The organism is Nocardia nova, assembly GCF_002933465.1.
Classification (GTDB): domain Bacteria; phylum Actinomycetota; class Actinomycetes; order Mycobacteriales; family Mycobacteriaceae; genus Nocardia; species Nocardia nova_B.
In genome coordinates this window covers 129279-145773 of sequence record NZ_PSZE01000016.1, presented here as the reverse complement: position 1 = coordinate 145773, position 16495 = coordinate 129279, and the positions used below count along the sequence as shown (strand labels likewise).

The window sequence follows — 16495 nt, the reverse complement described above, 5'->3', positions numbered from 1 at the left end:
GGCGTGGCGGGGGTTCCCGTGGCCGTGCCCGTCGTGCCGGGCGAGGTGGTCGCCGATCCGGCGGGCAGTGCGCCCGACCCGGACAGATGCTCGATGATCTGCTTGGCGATCTCACTCGCCGGCGCACTTCCCGCGGCGGTGGGTTCGAGGTTCGCCCACACCACTACGGTCACCTTGTGCACCGGATCCGATCCGGCGAAGGTGTTGAAGCCCGGAAGTTCGCCTGTATGCCCGTACAGCGCACCGAATTTCGCGATGGCGAGACCGTATTGCGGCGCCTCCGGCGGGTTGGCCGGATCGGTCGCTTGCAGACTACCCATGCGTTTGCTCTGCATGTCGGGGTCGAGGACCTTGCCTTCGGTGAGCGCCTCGGCCCAGGTGGCCAGATCTCCCACCGTGGAGATGCCGGCACCCGCCGCCCAGCCCCACGACGGATTGTCCGCCGTCCGATCTCCGGGCAGCAGCCGGCCCGCCTTGGCCTCGGCCTGCATCTCCGGCGGCAGCGCCGGTGGGGATCCCATGGTCAAGACGTTGGTGCCGTACATGTAGCCCTGCGGATGCGGGTCGGGTAGGGCCGCCGACGTGCGCGCCGGGAACGAGCTCTGGGTCAGCCCGAGCGGCCCGAAGAGCCGATCCCGCATGATCTGCTCGAGCGGTTTGCCGTCCAGCTGCTCGGCGATCAGCCCGAGCAGGATCGTGTTGGTATTCGAGTAGTGATAGCCCTGTCCCGGTGGGAAATACGGCGGGTGCGCGTATGCCATGGCGAGCAGCTCGTCGGGCTGCCACACCCGGCCCGGATCGGCGTCCATGGCCTCGGCGAGTTCCCGGGTCTCGCTGTAGTTGTAGAGGCCGCTGCGCATATCGAGCAGCTGGGCGATGGTGATCGCCGCGCCGCCGGGCACATCGGTCCGATACTTCGAGACCGGATCGTCGAGGGCCAGTTTGTGTTCCTGCACCTGTTGCAGGATCACCGTGCCGGTCCAGGTCTTGGTGAGCGATCCGATGCGCACGTGGTCGGCCGCGGTGACCGCCGGGCCGCCGCCGAAGGTGCGGGTGCCGTAGGAGGTGCCGACGTCACCGGCGGCGGTGCGGACGAACGCCACGACTCCGGGCACCGACGCCGGACGCGCCACCGACTCGACGATGCCGCGCAGCGTGGGCTCGTCGACCGGACGCACGGCGGGGGCCGGGGAGGTGGTCGCCGGGGCGGACGAGCTGCTCGCGGGCGCGGGTTTCGACGACGATCCGCACCCGCAGGCGACGAACAGAACTGCGACGCCGGTCAGCGCCCCGGCAATCAGCCGGGGCCGGATAGGCACGGAAACCACGGGCACTGCACGACCTCCCTCATCGGGAACGGTGGAGCCGGGATTGGAACTCTACTGCGCCAGTGCCTCTCGCGGACGCGGTTGGCGAATGCTCAGCGACATCAACGCCGCCACCGCGCACAGACCTCCGGCGATGACCCAGGCCGGCTGGTAGCTGCCCTGTACGTCCCGGATGACGCCGGCCCCGGAAGCGGCGATCGCGGCGCCGACCTGATGGGACGCGAACACCCAGCCGAAGGCGATCGGCCCGTCGGCGCCGAAGCGTTCGCGGCACAGCGCGACCGTCGGCGGCACAGTCGCGATCCAGTCCAGACCGTAGAAGATGACGAACACCCACATGCTCGGCCGCACATCGGGAGCGAACAGCATCGGCAGAATCAGCAGCGACAGGCCGCGCAGCGCGTAGTACATCGCCAGCAGGTACCGCGAGCCGATGCGGTCGGTGAGCCAGCCCGAGGCAATCGTTCCCGCGACGTCGAAGATGCCGACGGTGGCCAACAGCCCGGCCGCGGTGGTGGGCGGCATGCCGTGATCGTGCGCGGCACTGACGAAATGGGTGCCGATCAATCCGTTGGTCGAGGCGCCGCAGATCGCGAAACCCCCTGCCAACAGCCAGAATACGGGCCGGCGCACGATCGCTGCCAAGACGGTCAGCGCCCGCGCGGCCCCGCCGGCCGCCGCGGTGCGCAGGCCCGCGTCGCTGCCGGGGCCGGCCCCGTAGGCGGTGCGCCCGATATCGCTGGGGAAGTCGCGGATGAACAGCACCACCAGCGGCACCACGGCCAGGGCGGTCGCGGCGACGACCAGCGCCGGGGCCCGCCAGCCGTGGTCGCGGGCCAGCATCGAGACGAGAGGCAGGAACACCAACTGCCCGGTGGCGCCGGCCGCGGTGAGCACCCCGGTGACCAGCCCGCGGTGCCGGACGAACCAGCGTCCGGTGATGGTGGCCACGAACGGCATCGACATCGATCCCACGCCGACGCCGACCAGCAGCCCCCACGTCGCCATCAACTGCCACGGCTGGGTCATGAAGACCGTGAGCCCGCTGCCCGCTGCGACGAGGAGCAACGCACACGCCACCACCAGCCGAATGCCGAACCGGTCCATCAGCGCGGCCGCGAACGGCGAAATCAACCCGTACAGCAGCATATTCACCGATACTGCGGCGCCGATGGTGCCGTGCGACCAACCGAATTCCGCGTGCAGCGGATCCATCAGCACGCTGGGCACCGAGCGGAACGCGGCCGCGCCCAGCAGCGCGACGAAACCCACGGCGGCGACAAACCACGCGGGATGCGGACGACGCGCGAATCGGGGCGTAGGCGGCTCCGGCGGCGGCGAAGAGATGTGGTCGGTGAAGCGAATTTCGGTCACCGTGTGAGCGTGCCGAATCTGGCGGTCGCCGACGAGTGGCCTGAATGCCATAATACGTAAAGATTCAGCCATACCTGGAGCCGTGAGGAGACGCCCGTGCCCGATCCGCATCTGGTGGCAGTCCTGGCCTTGGCGCCCATCGTCGGCTTCGATATGACGATTCCGCCGACCGTCCTGGGCGCGGCCACCGACGACGACGGCACCTCGCTCTACGACGTGCGGATCTGCGGGCTGGACCGGTCCCCGATCCCATCCACCAACGGCTACGCCGTCACGCCGGAGTACGGCGCCGACCTGCTGGCCCGCGCCGACACCGTGATCGTGCCGGGCACGACCATGCCGGGCCCGCGCCGCGATGGCGTCCTGCCGCCCGCGGTGACGGCCGCGCTGGCGTCGATCCGGCCCGAGGCGCGCATCGTCTCGATCTGCACCGGCGCGTTCGTGCTGGGCGCGGCGGGCATCCTCGACGGCCGCCGCGCCACCACCCACTGGAAATACGCGGCGGACTTTCGCACCCTGTTTCCCGCCGTGCTGCTCGACGAGGATCTGCTGTTCGTCGAGGACGGAAATGTCTGCACCGCAGCGGGTTTGGCGGCCGGGGTGGATCTGTGCCTGCATCTGGTGCGCTCCGACCACGGCAGCGCGGCCGCGAACCGGGCCGCCCGCCATTGCGTCGTGCCGCCGTGGCGTGAAGGCGGTCAGTCTCAGTTCATCGAACAGCAGGTCCCCGATCCGGGCGCGGAAAGCACCGCCGCGACCCGGGCGTGGGCGCTCGCGCGACTGAGCGACGATCTGGATCTCACCACCCTCGCCGCACACGCCCGGATGAGCGTGCGTACGTTCACCCGCCGCTTCAAGGCCGAGACCGGCACGGCACCCGGCGCCTGGATCCTGCACCAGCGGATGCGCCATGCGCGCCATCTCCTGGAAACCACGGCACTCACCGTCGACGAGGTGGCGCGGGCCGCCGGTATGGGCACCGCCGCCTCGCTGCGCCACCACCTGCGCACTCAGCTCGGCGTCGCGCCGATCGCCTATCGCAGGACCTTCCGGCAGCCGGGAGCGCAGCGAGAGCAGCCGGTCGCGCAGTGAGCACTGGTCCCGGCCGGAAGCATGTCCGCGACGCACGCGCCGACCCATTGACAACCCCCGCTACCCGGATGCTACCTTAGGCAAGGGTTACCTGTTTAGGCGAGGCTTACCTCCCGAAGCGACCCCGCAATTGTCGTTCAGAGCATCCGAGGCCGATCGTGTACATCTGCATCTGCAATGCCGTCTCCGAAGCAGACGTGCACACCTGTGTCGCCGCCGGCGCCTGCTCGACCAGACAAGTCAAGAAGGCTTGTGGCTGGAAGCCGGGTTGCGGCTCGTGCACCGCCCGATTGGCCGAGGCGATAGGCCGGGCGCGCATCGACGCACCGGCCGAGTCGACCGCTGCCTGACACCGACACGCACCCCGCTCATTCCGCTGATCTGCGATCTGTGCCACGATCACACATCATGGAAGGCGACAAGGAAATCATCGCGCTGCTCAACGAGCAGTTGACGGCCGAACTCACGGCGATCAATCAGTACTTCCTGCACGCCAAGATGCAGGAGAACTGGGGCTACCCCAAGCTGGCCAAGCACACGCGCCACGAATCGTTCGATGAGATGAAGCACGCCGAAGTCCTCACCGATCGGATCCTGTTCCTCGAAGGCCTGCCGAACTACCAGAAGCTCAACCCGCTGCGGATCGGCCAGACCGTCCCGGAACAGCTGCGGGCCGACCTGGAGATCGAGATGGAGGCCGTGACCCGGCTGCGCGGCGGCATCGAGCTGATGCGCTCGCGCGGCGACGTCACCTCCGCCCGTATCTTCGAGTCGATCCTCGAGGACGAGGAGAGTCACGTCGACTACCTCGAAACCGAGCTCGAACTGCTGGGCACGCTGGGCGAACAGCTCTATCTGCAGCGCTACACCGATACCCCCGACGGGGACTGACGCCATCACAGCACCCGGCCGCCGATGCATCGCGGCCGGGTGTGCGTGTACCGAACGCGCCTACAGCGCCAGTGATTTGGCGATGATCGTCTTCATCACCTCACTGGTTCCGGCGTAGATGCGCGCGGCAGCCCTACCTCGGCACCACCACAACCAGCTCGCCCGGTCCCGAATCTCTTCGGCGGGGACGCCGAGCCGGGCCGCCACCACTCAGATTCCGAAGTCGGCCAGAGCTTTCAGGACTTCGCCCGCCAACTCGGGTCGGCAGATGAGCAGATCCGGCAGGTAGGGATCGGGCTGGTTGTAGATCAACGGTGACCCGTCCAGGCGGGAGGTGTGCAGGCCCGCGGCGGCGGCCACCGCGACGGGTGCGCAGGAGTCCCATTCGTATTGGCCGCCGGAATGAGCGTAGATGTCGGCATCACCGCGCACGACCGCCATGGCTTTGGCGCCGGCCGAGCCCATCGGGATGGTTTCGGCGCCGAGCGCGGCGGTGAGGTGGTGCACGCAGGCGGGTGGGCGGCTGCGGGAGACGACGATGCGCGGCGGGCCGTCGTGGGCGGGCGGGAGTACCGGCGGCGCACCGGTTTCCAGCACCAACCCGGGCACCGGAAGCGCGACGGCGCCGATCGCGGCACGGCCGTCCACCGCCAGCGCAACGTGCACGGCCCAATCCGGCCGCGGGGGCTGCCCGTATTCGCGCGTGCCGTCGAGGGGGTCGACGATCCATACGCGGCTGCGGGACAGGCGAATCGGGTCGTCGGGGCTCTCCTCCGACAGGACCGCGTCCTCGGGCCGCAGCTCCGCGAGCCGCTTCAGCAGCAGGTCGTTGGAGCGCCGGTCGCCGACCGCACCGCCCTGGTGACGAATCTCGAGCAGGAGCTCGCCGGCTTCCCGGGCGAGCTCGGCGGCCACCGCGTGGTCGTCCATATTCGGTTCTCACTCTCCCGCCGGACGGCGAACCGACGCCGACCGGGCGCACCCTGGCGCGCCGGCGTTCGGCCGACGCTCGCATTGCCCCGCGTGATCGGCGGGGCCCTTGCAGTGTGCCAGCCGACGCAGTCGTGGCGGCGTGCCCCCTGTCTCGCCCAGCGGGTTTTCCGCTCCCTCGGTGCCGAACGACAGCAGCGAGGCGGCGGCGTCGAGGACCGCGTCCACACCGTCGTACACGGCCGTACCGACCAGTGCGGGATCCGCGAATTCCGGTGCCAGCGACGCGAATTGGGACATCATCGCCAGATACGGCGTCGGATCGCTCGCCCGGCCCCGTTCCTCGAGGACGATTGCCAGCTCGACGGCGGCCGCATCCCCCGTCAATTCGGTCACTAGACTGCCTACCGACGCGATAATAGCATTCTCTACATCGGAAAGGTAGCCTCTCCTGCCGTTCCCGAACACGCACTCTCGGTGCTGGGGAACATGACATTCTCCGGTACAGTGCATTCATGTTCTGCACACATAACCGAGGACCGAGCCGACCGTGAGCAGACCCAGCGAAGAGCCCGCCTGGAAGCAACGCGCCGTCGAGCGCTCGATCCGGACCGCGAGATTGCGCGCCGAGCAGCGAGTGCAGCGCTTCCTCGACGCAGCGCAGGCGATCATCTCCGAAAAAGGCACGACCGACTTCACCGTGCAGGAAGTGGTGGACCGCTCCAAACAATCGCTGCGCAGCTTCTACCTGCAGTTCGACGGTAAACACGAACTGCTGCTGGCGCTGTTCGAGGATGCGCTCAGCCGCACCGCGGACCAGCTGCGCGCGGCCGCCGACGGGCAGAACGACCCGATCGACCAGCTCCGGGTGACCATCGAGCTGCTGTTCGAACTGAGCCACCCGGACCCGACCGCGCAGCGGCCGTTGTTCACGGATTTCGCGTCGCAGCTGCTGGTTTCGCACCCCGCCCAGGTGAAGGTGGCGCATACGCCGCTGCTGAGCCTGGTCACGGAGTTGATGGAGAAGGCCCAGGGCCAGGGCCGGCTGCGCAAGGATCTCAACGCGCGCCGGACCGCGGCGATGGTCATGCAGACGGTGATGTTCACCGCACAGTCCACCGGCGGCACTGACGAGGAGACCACCTACCCCATTACCGCCGAAGAGGTCTGGAACTTCTGCGCCCACGGCTTTGCCCAAGACTGAGAATTCCATTCTCTCACTAGATAAGGTCGCTTGCGTTCGGATTCATGCCCGATCTGCGGAGCGACCTTCTCGCTTGTTTCGACCCGCGCTCGGTTCCGGTCGAGGCACCGCGATACATGGAGGAACAGCACGAGCGCATCGCCGAGCTGATTCGGCGCGCGGCGTGATGGGGACGAATTCGGCACGGCTGCCGCGGCTTCGGTGCGCGATCGGCTCGCCGATACGGTGCGGTCACTCGCCGCCTCGCTGGACGAGCACCTGGCCCAGGAGGAGCGCGAGATCCTGTCCGTGGTCGAGGAAGTCATGACCGTCCCGGAGCGGCGGGCTCTCGGCGAACGCGGCCGCGCGCACATGCCCAGGAACCGCCAACTGAACTTCCTCGGCTTCCTGATGCAGACAGCGTCCGAATCCCAGCGCCGCAAACTCCTCGCGGAGATGCCGCCGGCGGCACGCGTGGCCTGGCGGTTGCTCGGGCGTCGCAGCGTCGCCCGGGAGTACCGCACGATCTACCGCAGTGATCCCGAGTGGTGAGCGGCCACGGGCGGCTCACCATCGGATGGCGGGCGCCGGCAGCGCGCCGCGACCTCGGCTCAGCCCGCGATCCTGAGCGCAGACTGAGAACAAGAGACGAAATCGCGGATAACAGAAGCGTCACGCTAGCATCGGCGACCGTGGTCGACACGATGGTGAGGGCGGACGGTGCGCCTACTGCAGGCTCGACACCCAGGACCTCGGGTAGACAGCGCGGCGACTGGGCCGGACCGATCGCCTTCCTCGCCGGGTTGCTGGGCGCGTTGTGCGCCGTCGCGGTGCCGCTGCTGCCGGTGAAGGTGGACCACACCACGCTGTCGTGGCCGCAGGCCGATTCGGCTCGCAGTGTCGACGCACCACTGGTCACCTACGCCCCGCTGACCTTCGATGCCACGATCCCCGGGCGGTCGATGGCGCAACTGAGCGCACACGGCGGCGTGCTGGCATCGACGCTGCCGGCCGGTGCGCCGCAACTGGAGAAATACGGGTTCGTCGCGCGCGTGCGACCGGTGCAGGACGGAAAACCCGCGCAACTCGAGGTCGTGTTGCGCAATCAATCGCTGCTGAATGTGCCGGTCGATGCGGTCGCCGACGGCACCTTGACCGTGCACTCCGATACGTCCTCGACCAAGGTCGGTATCACCGGAACCGATATCGAAGGCGCCACCTTGCCGCCGGGTGACTGGCGGCCACAAGTGGTCGGCATCTTCAGCGACCTCCCCAAGGCGGACGGCGCCAAGGTCGTCGCGCAGGTCGACAGCCGGTTCTCGGTGACGCCGACCTTCCTCAAGCGCGCGGCCGAAGTACTGGCCGTCGTCTTCACGCTGGTGGCGCTGCTGGCGCTGTACCAGCTGGACCGCACCGACGGCCGGCGTTTCCGGCGGCTGCTGCCGCAGCGGTGGTGGAGGTTCACCGGTGTGGACGTCGTCGTCTTCGCCACGCTGCTGCTGTGGCATTTCATCGGTGCCACCACCTCCGACGACGGCTACCAATTCGGGATGGCACGCACCTCGCTGGTGTCCGGTTATATGGCCAACTACTTCCGGTTCTTCGGCGTCCCGGAGAATCCGGTCGGCACGCCGCCGTACGACATCATCGCGCACATGTCGGAGATCAGCGTCGCGAGTCCGTGGATGCGACTGCCGACGCTGCTGGCGGCCGTGGTCACCTGGCTGGCGCTGAGCCGGGAGGTGATCCCGAGACTCGGTGTAGCCGTGCGCCACGACAAGGTGGCGGTGTGGACGGGCGCGCTGGCATTCCTGGCCGTGTGGCTGCCCTACAACAACGGGCTGCGGCCCGAGCCGGTGGTCGCCGTCTGCGTGCTGCTCACCTGGTGCCTCGTGGAGCGCGCCATCGCGACGCACCGGCTGCTGCCGTATGCCCTCGCGATCCTGGTCGCCGCGTTCAGTTTCACCGCCGCGCCCTCGGGCATCATCTGCCTGGCGCCGCTGCTGGCGGGACTGCGTTCGGCCGTCGGATTCGGTGTCCCGAGGGCACGCGAACTCGCCGGTGCGCAGTACGGAACCCCGGTGCCGGCCGGCGCGTGGATCCGGGCGTACGGGGCGTTGCTGGCACCGCTGGCCGCGGCCGGAATGCTGGTGCTGGCCTTCGCCTTCGCCGTCGAACCGCTCTCGGCGATGTTCGAGATGCAGCGCGTGCACAACATCGTCGGTCCCTCGGACCCCTGGTACAACGACTACCTGAACTACCAGTGGCTGTTCATGCCGTCGGCCGACGGCTCCATCGCCCGCCGCTTCGGCATGGTCGCGATGTGGCTGAGCCTGCTGGCCTGCGTCTTCGTCCTGCTGCGCAAGGGCGGCCGCATTCCGTTCACCGCCCCCGGACCGGCGCGGCGGCTGCTCGGCGTGACATTCGGGGCCATGGTGCTGATGGCGACCTGCCCGACGAAATTCACCCACCACAACGGTGTGTACGCCGGCCTGGCCGGATCGGTGGCGGTACTCACCGCGGTCGCGGTGGGGCCCCGGGTGATGCGCTCGCCGCGCAATCGCGCCCTGTTCGCGGCGGTGGTGGCGCTGGCGATGGCGCAGATCTTCACCAGTGTCAACCAGTGGTGGTGGGTCTCGAGTTTCGGTGTCCCGTGGTGGAACGAGCCACCCGCGGTGCTCGGCGTCGGGTTCAGCCGGATATTCCTGATCATCGCCGCGCTGTGCCTGCTGCTGGCGATCTGGTGGCATGTGCGAGCGCCGAAACCCGGTACCCCACATCGGGTTTCCCCGCGCGCCTGGCGCCTGGCGAAGTTCCCGCCGTTGATGGCGGCCGCGGCGATTCTGGTGGTGTTCGAGGTATTCTCGTTCACCGCGGGCGCGGTGACGCAATACCCGGGATTCTCGCTGGCATCCTCGAATATCCATGCGGTAGTGGGCAATCCGTGCGGACTGGCGAACAAGGTCCTGGTCGAAACCGACCCCAACGCCTCGATGATGCAGCCACTCGTCGGCGACCGATTCTCCACCTTCACCAGCGGCGCTCGCGGATTCGTGCCGAACGGCGTCGGTGACGTGATGTCACCCGACGAGAAGGAGGAGACGAGCAGCATCGCCAAATCCTTCGGCGACAAACCCGGCACCGGCGAGGCGGCCACCCAGACCGGCGGCGCCCCACTGCCTTACGGTCTCGACGCGGCGACCACACCGGAGCTCGGCACCTACGGCGAGGAGCAGCCCGCCGATCTCGTCACCGGCTGGTACCGTCTGCCCGCCCAGCACGACCGTAGCGACATCGTCTCGATCGCCGCGGCGGGGCGCATCCAGGCGGTGGGTCCGGACAACGGATACGTCGGCGGTGAACCGGTGGAGATCGAATACGGCAGCACCGACTCCGCGACGAGCGCACACGCCCTCGGACGGGTGACCCCGATCGATATCGGCCCGGCGCCGTCGTGGCGGAACCTGCGGGTCCCCCTGGACCGAATTCCCGCGGCGGCCAACGTGATCCGCATCGTGGCCAAGGATCACAACCTCGATCCGCAGCGCTGGGTGGCGCTGACTCCTCCGCGCATACCGAAGACGCACACCCTGAACGATCTGGTCGGCTCGAAGCAGCCGGTACTCCTGGACTGGGCCGTGGGCCTGCAGTTCCCCTGCCAGCGCCCCTTCGACCACAAGGACGGCATCGCCCAGGTGCCGGGCTGGCGCGTCCTGCCCAACCGCCTGGGCGCCGCCGACACCACGATGTGGGAAAGCCACGCCGGCGGCGGCCCCCTGGGCTGGAGTCAGCAATTGCTGCGCTCGCAAACCCTGGCCACCTATCTCGCCTACGACTGGGACCAGGATTGGGGCGAACTGCAACGCCTCACCCCGATCGACCCCTCAGCCGTCCCGGCGACCCCGACGGTCATCCAGGAGACCCACAGCGGTATGTGGTCACCCGGCCATATCTACACCTGGTAACCGCTTCGGCGCAGCCGCGCCGCGATCGGGCTTCGCGCGTTTCGCACGGCCGCCGCACATCGCGTCGCGCCCCGGAGCGGGGCGACAATGGTGTCATGACCGCAAGTGTCGACCTGCGAGTGTATGCCGAGCTGAACGACTTCGTGCCCCCGGGCGCACGGTACGCCGCCCAGCGGCGGCCGATCCGTCCGCATCAGACCGTGAAAGACATCGTCGAGGCCGCGGGCATCCCGCATACCGAGGTCGACCTCATGCTGGTGAACGGTGAATCCGTCGACTTCGGCCACCACCCGCGGCCGGGAGATCGGCTCGCCGCCTACCCGGTCTTCGAAACCCTCGACATCGGGCCGGCGACACGGGTCCGTCCCCGCCCGCTGCGCGATCCGCGTTTCATCGTGGACGTCAATCTCGGTGGGCTCGCCCGGCTCATGCGGTTGATGGGCCTCGACGCCCGGAGCCCACCGGATACCGACGATGCCGCGCTGGCAAAGTCCGCCGCGGAGCAACACCGGATCATCCTCACCCGCGACCGCGGACTCCTGAAGCGACGCACCGTGACCCACGGGGTATTCGTGCGTTCGAACCGGCCCTTCGATCAGCTCGTCGAGGTGATCCGCCGGCTCGATCTGACCGATCGGCTGATGCTGTTCAGCCGCTGCCTGCCCTGTGGGGGCCTCCTGACCGAGGTGGCCGAACAGGACATCACCGACCAGCTCGAGCCACTCACACGCAAGTACTACGACACCTTCAGACAATGCCGGGAATGCCGCCGGATCTACTGGGAGGGTTCGCACCAGCGGCGGCTCGACGACCTCGTCACCAGAATTCGAGCCGCGGTCGGACCGGATCCATAGGGATACCACCGGACCCCGGGAGTAGATCGCGACGCAATTCCTCCACCAGAACGGCGACAGGTTTTCACCGGCACCGGCGCGGCCGGTGCCGGGCACACTTCTCGCGCTAGATGCAGAAGCTGACGCTCGCCGACCCCACCGGAAGGTTGAGGCAAACGGAGAGCCACTGAATCTGCGTCGCTTGGGCTGTGTCGCTGGCCCCCGGCGTGTCGGCCGCTGGGGCCGCGGCCGAAGCGATCGCGGGGGCAGCGGCCCCCAAGGTCAATGTAGTGACAGCCGTCGCGACGGCAAGGCCAATCCTTCGAGACATCGCAGTTCTTTCGCAAGAGTCGGGACTACCACTGCCCTATTCTCCGCCCGGCGCCGCATCGATCACAAGTGACCGTCGGCGCTCGGCATGCCTCGGAATGTTCCCTGCCGGGCTGTCATCGGACGGTGCCGGGTTAGATTGCCGGGCGAGAGCTGTAGTGAGGTGACTCGTGGGTGATCCCCCGGATAAGGACGATTCGAGCGGTGCGCGACTGCGGCTGCGGGTACTGGGTGGGCTGGCGGCCACCGGCGGCGGTCGGCCGGTCGATCTCGGCGGCTTGCGGCAGCGGACACTGCTGGCGGCGTTGATCACCGCGTTCCCGCACGAGGTGTCCGCCGATCGACTGCTCGAGCAGGTGTGGCACGACGCCAGGGAACCATCGGTGAATTCGCTGCATTTCGGAATCTCGACGCTGCGTAGCCGGCTCGAGCCCGACCGCCGCCGCGGCGCCGGGGGCGTAATCGTCCGCTGCGGCACCCGCTATCTGCTGGCTCTGCCCGCGGACCGGATCGACGCGCATCGATTCGCACAACACGTCGCTGCCGCCGACACTGCTTGTGCCACAGGTGATCTCGATGCAGGACTGAGGTCCTACGAGACAGCGCTGGCGGATTGGCGGGGTGCGCCGTATGCGGATGTGGCCGATGCGGAATTCGTGCGTCCCGAGATCGCCAGGTTGACCACGCTGGAACTGCTCGCCCGTAAGGCGCTGGTGCAGTTGCGACTCGACGCCGGTCGCGCCGACGCCGCGCTGGCCGAGGCCGAGAACCTGGTGTCGGCGCATCCGCTCGATGAGCGGGTATGGGAGCTGCTGGCGCTGGCCCGTTACCGGGTGGGCCGGCAGTCCGACGCCCTTGCCGCCCTGCGGGATATCCGCCGCCTGCTCGACACCGAACTCGGCATCGAGCCCGGTGTCCAGTTGCGTGAGCTGGAGACTGCGATCCTGCGTCACGACGAGGATCTGCTCTCCGGCTCCGCGAGGCATACGACGGCCGCCCAAGGCGCGGTCGCGTCGGCTCCACTGATGCCGGTTCCGCGCACCAACTTGATCGGCCGCAGCGGCGAACTCGACGATATCGGCCGGGCCGTGCGCACCCACCGGCTGGTGACGCTCGTCGGCACCGGCGGCGTCGGCAAGACCCGGCTGGCCCTCGAAACCTGCCGGCGGCTACCGGCCGGCGACGGGCCGTGGTGGGTCGATCTGGCACCGGTCGAATCCGACGAACTCGTCGCTGCCACCGTGGCCGCGGCCGTGCAGGTTCGCGGTGCGGCATCGCCGGAGCGGCTCGCGACCGTCCTCGCCGCGCGGGAATGCACACTGTTGCTGGACAATTGCGAACATCTGCTCGACGGGGTCGCCGCCGTCGCGAGCGTTCTGTTGAGCCGCTGCCCGCACATCCGGATCCTGGCCACGAGCAGGGAGGCGCTGGCGGTCGACGGCGAACGCGTCGTCGAGGTCCTGCCGCTGGACGAGGCCGACGCCGTCGAACTGTTCGCCACGCGGGCAGCGGGTGTGGTCGACGGCTGGACGCTCGACGAGCGAGTGCGCGAACCGGTGCGACAGATCTGCGCCGACCTCGACGGCATTCCGCTCGCGGTGGAGCTGGCCGCCGCGCAACTGCGGATCCTGTCCGAACAGCAGATCGCCGACGGACTGGCCGACCGGTTCACACTGCTGGCCGGCGGCGCGCGCACCGCGCCGGCCCGCCAGCGCCGACTGGCCGACACCATCGACTGGAGCTATCGCATGCTCGACCCGGGAGAAGCGCGGCTGCTGCGTGAGATCGCCGTCTTCGCCGGTAGTTTCGATATCGACGCCGCAGCCGCCGTGCGCGGGGCGCCCTCGCCGCTGGCGGTTCTCGAGACGCTGACGGGTCTCGTCCGTCGGTCGCTGCTGCAAGTGCAGCCGGCGTCATCGCCGCGCCGGTACCGGATGTTGCAGTCCATCCGCGAATTCGCGCTCGCCCGTTGCGAAGCCGACGAGCTGGTCCGGGTGCGGGCGGCGCACCGACGCTGTGTGCTGGAGCGATCGCAGCTCGCGGCCACCCACCTGCGCGACGCGCGGTCGGCACAGATGCTCGATGCGCTCGGCGCCGATGTCGCCGAGCACCGCAGCGCGATCGCCTCCGCATTCGCCGACGGCGATCCGGGCTGCGTGGTGCGGCTGGCGGCAGCTCTCTACTGGTTCTGGTACCGGCGCGGATTCATCGAGGAGGGCATCGAGGCGATCACGGGCGCCCTCGCCGCGAGCGGGCCTCCGGGACACGGGGTCGACGCGGCGACGCTGGCGGCCGCGCTGGCAGGTCTCGGCGGACTGTACTACCTGTCCGGCAATCCGGTCCGGGGCGCGGAATCGACCGAGCGAGCGGCCCGGGTGGCAACGGATGCGGGCGATCAGTCCACCGCCGCATGGATGCGGACGTGGACTACCTACATGCACGCCGTGGTTGCGGCATCGCCCGCGACGGCGGACGCGGCCCGTGCCGCCGTCGCCGAGGTGAGTGCGGCCGGTCACCCGTGGCAGCTGGCCGAGGCGCTCATGATCGAGGGCATGATCCTGCGTTTCGTGAACCGCCTCGACGCGGCACGGGATGCGCTGCGTGAGGCGGTATCGGTCGCGGAACGGTGTGGGCACCGCTGGCCGATTGCCTCCGCGTCGTGGACGCTGGCTCGATGCGCGATGGACACCGGAGACGTGACCGATGCTCGCACGGCATTGCGCACCATGCAGACCGCGCTGGAGTCGGACGGCGACGTCACCTCGTGGCTGGTGATGGTGCATCTGGCCGCCGCGATCGCCGCGCGCAGTGGCCGTGCCGACGACGGTGCCCGCCTGCTGGGGGCCGTGGGGGCCCTCGGCGGGCGGATCGGATTCCTGCCGGAGGCAATGGATCCGATGGATGCGCCCCGCGAGGCCGCCGCGGTCCGGACGGCGCTGTCCGAGCGGGATTTCGACGCAGGACTGGCGGCCGGCGCGGCCATGACACGCACCGAGGTGAACGCACTGGTGCGCGCGGTGGGCGCTGAGCCGGCGAGGACGCTGAGCGGGAGCTAAGTTCGCGCTAAGCGTGGCGCGGTCTGCTGAAGACGTTCAACATCAGCGACTTCAGGAGTCACATGTCCAGCGTCTTCGATCCGCCCGCGCCGACCGGAACCGGGCGGCAACCACTGGCCGGCGTCGACCTCGCCGAGCGCCTGCGCGCGGCGGTCGCCGGTCGGGTCCACACCCCCGGCGAGGACGGATACCGCTTGTCGGCAGGCGGATTCAATGTCGCGACCGAGCACCGGGCGGCGGCCGTCGTGGTCGCCGGCAGCGCTGCCGATGTCGCGGCCGCAGTGAGTGTCGCGAACGCTGCCGGTTATCGGGTCGCGGTGCAGGCCACCGGGCACGGGGCCAGCCCCACGCCGCCGCACAGCATCCTGATCGACACCGCGCTCCTGGACGCGATAGCGATAGATCCGGAGGGGCGCACCGCGACGGTCGGCGCGGGTGTGCGCTGGCAGGAGGTCCTGGATGCGGCCGCCCCGTTCGGACTCGCCCCGCTGGCGGGGTCCTCGACCAGTGTGGGTGTGGTCGGCTACACCCTCGGCGGCGGTCTGGGTCCGATCGCGCGCACCTACGGTTTCGCCGCCGACCATGTGACCGCCATGGAGGTGGTGACCGCCGATGCGACGCTGCGCCGCGTCACGCCCGATACCGAGCCCGACCTGTTCCGGGCGCTGCTCGGCGGCGGCGCGGCCTTCGGAATCGTCACGCAGATGACCTTCCGGCTGTTCCCGATTCGCAGCCTCTACGCCGGCGGCCTCACCTATCGAATGGACGACGCGGCGACGGTGCTGCGAGCCTGGCGGAATTGGGTGGCGACCGTGCCGGAGGCCGTGACCAGTTCGGTGGCTGTCCTGAATCTGCCGCCGCTGCCCGAGATTCCGGAGCCGCTGCGCGGTGCGACGGTGCTGCACGTGCGCTATGCCCATGTCGGCGACGCTACCGAGGGTGCCGCGCTGCTGGAGCCGCTGCGGTCGCTGGCATCACCGCTGCTGGACACGATCGCCGAGATGCCGTATGCGGCCCTCGCGTCCATCCACAACGACCCGGTCGATCCCATGCCGGCTGCCGATCGGTCCACCCTGCTGCGCGAACTGCCGGACGCGGCCGTCGACGCGCTGCTGGAGGCCGCCGGTCCCGCGCGCGGATTGCCGATCACCATGACCGAGATCCGTGCCCTCGGTGGCGCACTCGCGCGAGAGTCGCTGTCGCCCACGACGGTCGCGGGCAGGCAGGCCGCTTTCAACGTCCTCGCGGTCGGCGTGCTGGCACCGCCGATCGCGGCGGCGGTCCCCGCGGCACTGGATACCGTGATCGATGCTGTGTCCGCGTGGAGTCTCGGCGCTGCCACACCGAACTTCACCCGCGATCCGCACAATCGGAGCGCCGCCGAAACCATGGCGGCCTGGACCGCGGGCCAGCGCGAGCGACTGGTCGAGGCGCGCCGCCGCTACGACCCGACCGGCGTGTTCGACCCGGCCGCCCGCTGGACCATCCCCGGCCGCTGACCTCCGGCGGCGAC

The 16495-nt window shown here is 69.3% G+C and carries 14 protein-coding genes; 9 read left to right on the top strand and 5 right to left on the bottom strand.

What is annotated here, in order from left to right; translation table 11 throughout:
* Together C5E41_RS19990 and C5E41_RS19985 are read right to left on the bottom strand one after the other, a co-directional pair.
* A partial coding sequence (locus tag C5E41_RS19990; protein WP_258081099.1) for a serine hydrolase domain-containing protein occupies positions 1-1334 on the bottom strand: 1334 nt, incomplete at its 3' end.
* 45 nt (positions 1335-1379) lie between these two features.
* The gene (locus tag C5E41_RS19985) at positions 1380-2693 is read right to left on the bottom strand and encodes an MFS transporter (RefSeq protein ID WP_439956368.1); all 1314 of its coding nucleotides are present in this window, start codon (positions 2691-2693) and stop codon (positions 1380-1382) included.
* Positions 2694-2798: 105 nt separating this feature from the next.
* Between C5E41_RS19985 and C5E41_RS19980 the strand changes: the two genes are divergently transcribed.
* The 3 genes from C5E41_RS19980 (at position 2799) to bfr (ending at position 4685) form a co-directional block, all read left to right on the top strand.
* Positions 2799-3794: a GlxA family transcriptional regulator gene (locus C5E41_RS19980; RefSeq protein ID WP_258081097.1), complete on the top strand. Its 996-nt coding sequence runs from the start codon at positions 2799-2801 to the stop codon at positions 3792-3794.
* Between the two features lie 158 nt (positions 3795-3952).
* Positions 3953-4144: a (2Fe-2S)-binding protein gene (locus tag C5E41_RS19975; RefSeq protein ID WP_104377314.1), complete on the top strand. Its 192-nt coding sequence runs from the start codon at positions 3953-3955 to the stop codon at positions 4142-4144.
* Positions 4145-4202: 58 nt separating this feature from the next.
* Positions 4203-4685, top strand: a complete 483-nt coding sequence (bfr, locus tag C5E41_RS19970) for a bacterioferritin (protein WP_104377313.1) — start codon at positions 4203-4205, stop codon at positions 4683-4685.
* Between the two features lie 60 nt (positions 4686-4745).
* On the opposite strand, the gene C5E41_RS33985 is transcribed toward bfr, so the two are convergent.
* Genes C5E41_RS33985 through C5E41_RS36245 form a run of 3 tightly spaced genes read right to left on the bottom strand, consistent with a single transcriptional unit; the run spans position 4746 to position 6011 of the window.
* Positions 4746-4895, bottom strand: a complete 150-nt coding sequence (locus C5E41_RS33985; protein WP_181063326.1) for a hypothetical protein — start codon at positions 4893-4895, stop codon at positions 4746-4748.
* Positions 4896-5615, bottom strand: a complete 720-nt coding sequence (locus C5E41_RS19965; RefSeq protein WP_104377312.1) for a 3'(2'),5'-bisphosphate nucleotidase CysQ — start codon at positions 5613-5615, stop codon at positions 4896-4898.
* 9 nt (positions 5616-5624) lie between these two features.
* Complete coding sequence (locus tag C5E41_RS36245) at positions 5625-6011, bottom strand: hypothetical protein (protein WP_439956542.1); 387 nt, start codon at positions 6009-6011, stop codon at positions 5625-5627.
* Positions 6012-6165: 154 nt separating this feature from the next.
* Here C5E41_RS36245 and C5E41_RS19955 point away from each other — a divergent pair, with 154 nt between their 5' ends.
* The 6 genes from C5E41_RS19955 to C5E41_RS19925 all read left to right on the top strand — a co-directional run bounded on the left by C5E41_RS19955 (position 6166) and on the right by C5E41_RS19925 (position 16481).
* The gene (locus C5E41_RS19955; RefSeq protein ID WP_104377311.1) at positions 6166-6819 is read left to right on the top strand and encodes a TetR/AcrR family transcriptional regulator; all 654 of its coding nucleotides are present in this window, start codon (positions 6166-6168) and stop codon (positions 6817-6819) included.
* A gap of 201 nt (positions 6820-7020) precedes the next feature.
* Positions 7021-7350, top strand: a complete 330-nt coding sequence (locus C5E41_RS19950) for a hypothetical protein (RefSeq protein ID WP_104377310.1) — start codon at positions 7021-7023, stop codon at positions 7348-7350.
* 140 nt (positions 7351-7490) lie between these two features.
* Complete coding sequence (locus C5E41_RS19945; protein WP_258081096.1) at positions 7491-10763, top strand: arabinosyltransferase domain-containing protein; 3273 nt, start codon at positions 7491-7493, stop codon at positions 10761-10763.
* A gap of 95 nt (positions 10764-10858) precedes the next feature.
* Positions 10859-11617 carry a Mut7-C RNAse domain-containing protein gene (locus tag C5E41_RS19940; RefSeq protein ID WP_104377309.1) on the top strand — a complete coding sequence of 253 codons (759 nt, stop codon included), beginning with the start codon at positions 10859-10861 and terminating at the stop codon, positions 11615-11617.
* Between the two features lie 479 nt (positions 11618-12096).
* On the top strand, positions 12097-14982 hold the full coding sequence (locus C5E41_RS19930) for a BTAD domain-containing putative transcriptional regulator (protein ID WP_258081095.1): 2886 nt from the start codon (positions 12097-12099) through the stop codon (positions 14980-14982).
* Between the two features lie 62 nt (positions 14983-15044).
* Complete coding sequence (locus tag C5E41_RS19925; protein WP_104377307.1) at positions 15045-16481, top strand: FAD-binding oxidoreductase; 1437 nt, start codon at positions 15045-15047, stop codon at positions 16479-16481.
* The last annotated feature ends 14 nt before the right edge of the window (positions 16482-16495 follow it).

Excerpts from the sequence above, each read along its gene's own strand:
- bfr (WP_104377313.1), top strand. The coding sequence starts at position 4,203 with ATGGAAGGCGACAAGGAAATCATCGCGCTGCTCAACGAGCAGTTGACG.
- C5E41_RS19965 (WP_104377312.1), bottom strand. The coding sequence starts at position 5,615 with ATGGACGACCACGCGGTGGCCGCCGAGCTCGCCCGGGAAGCCGGCGAG.
- C5E41_RS19940 (WP_104377309.1), top strand. The coding sequence starts at position 10,859 with ATGACCGCAAGTGTCGACCTGCGAGTGTATGCCGAGCTGAACGACTTC.
- C5E41_RS19925 (WP_104377307.1), top strand. The coding sequence starts at position 15,045 with ATGTCCAGCGTCTTCGATCCGCCCGCGCCGACCGGAACCGGGCGGCAA.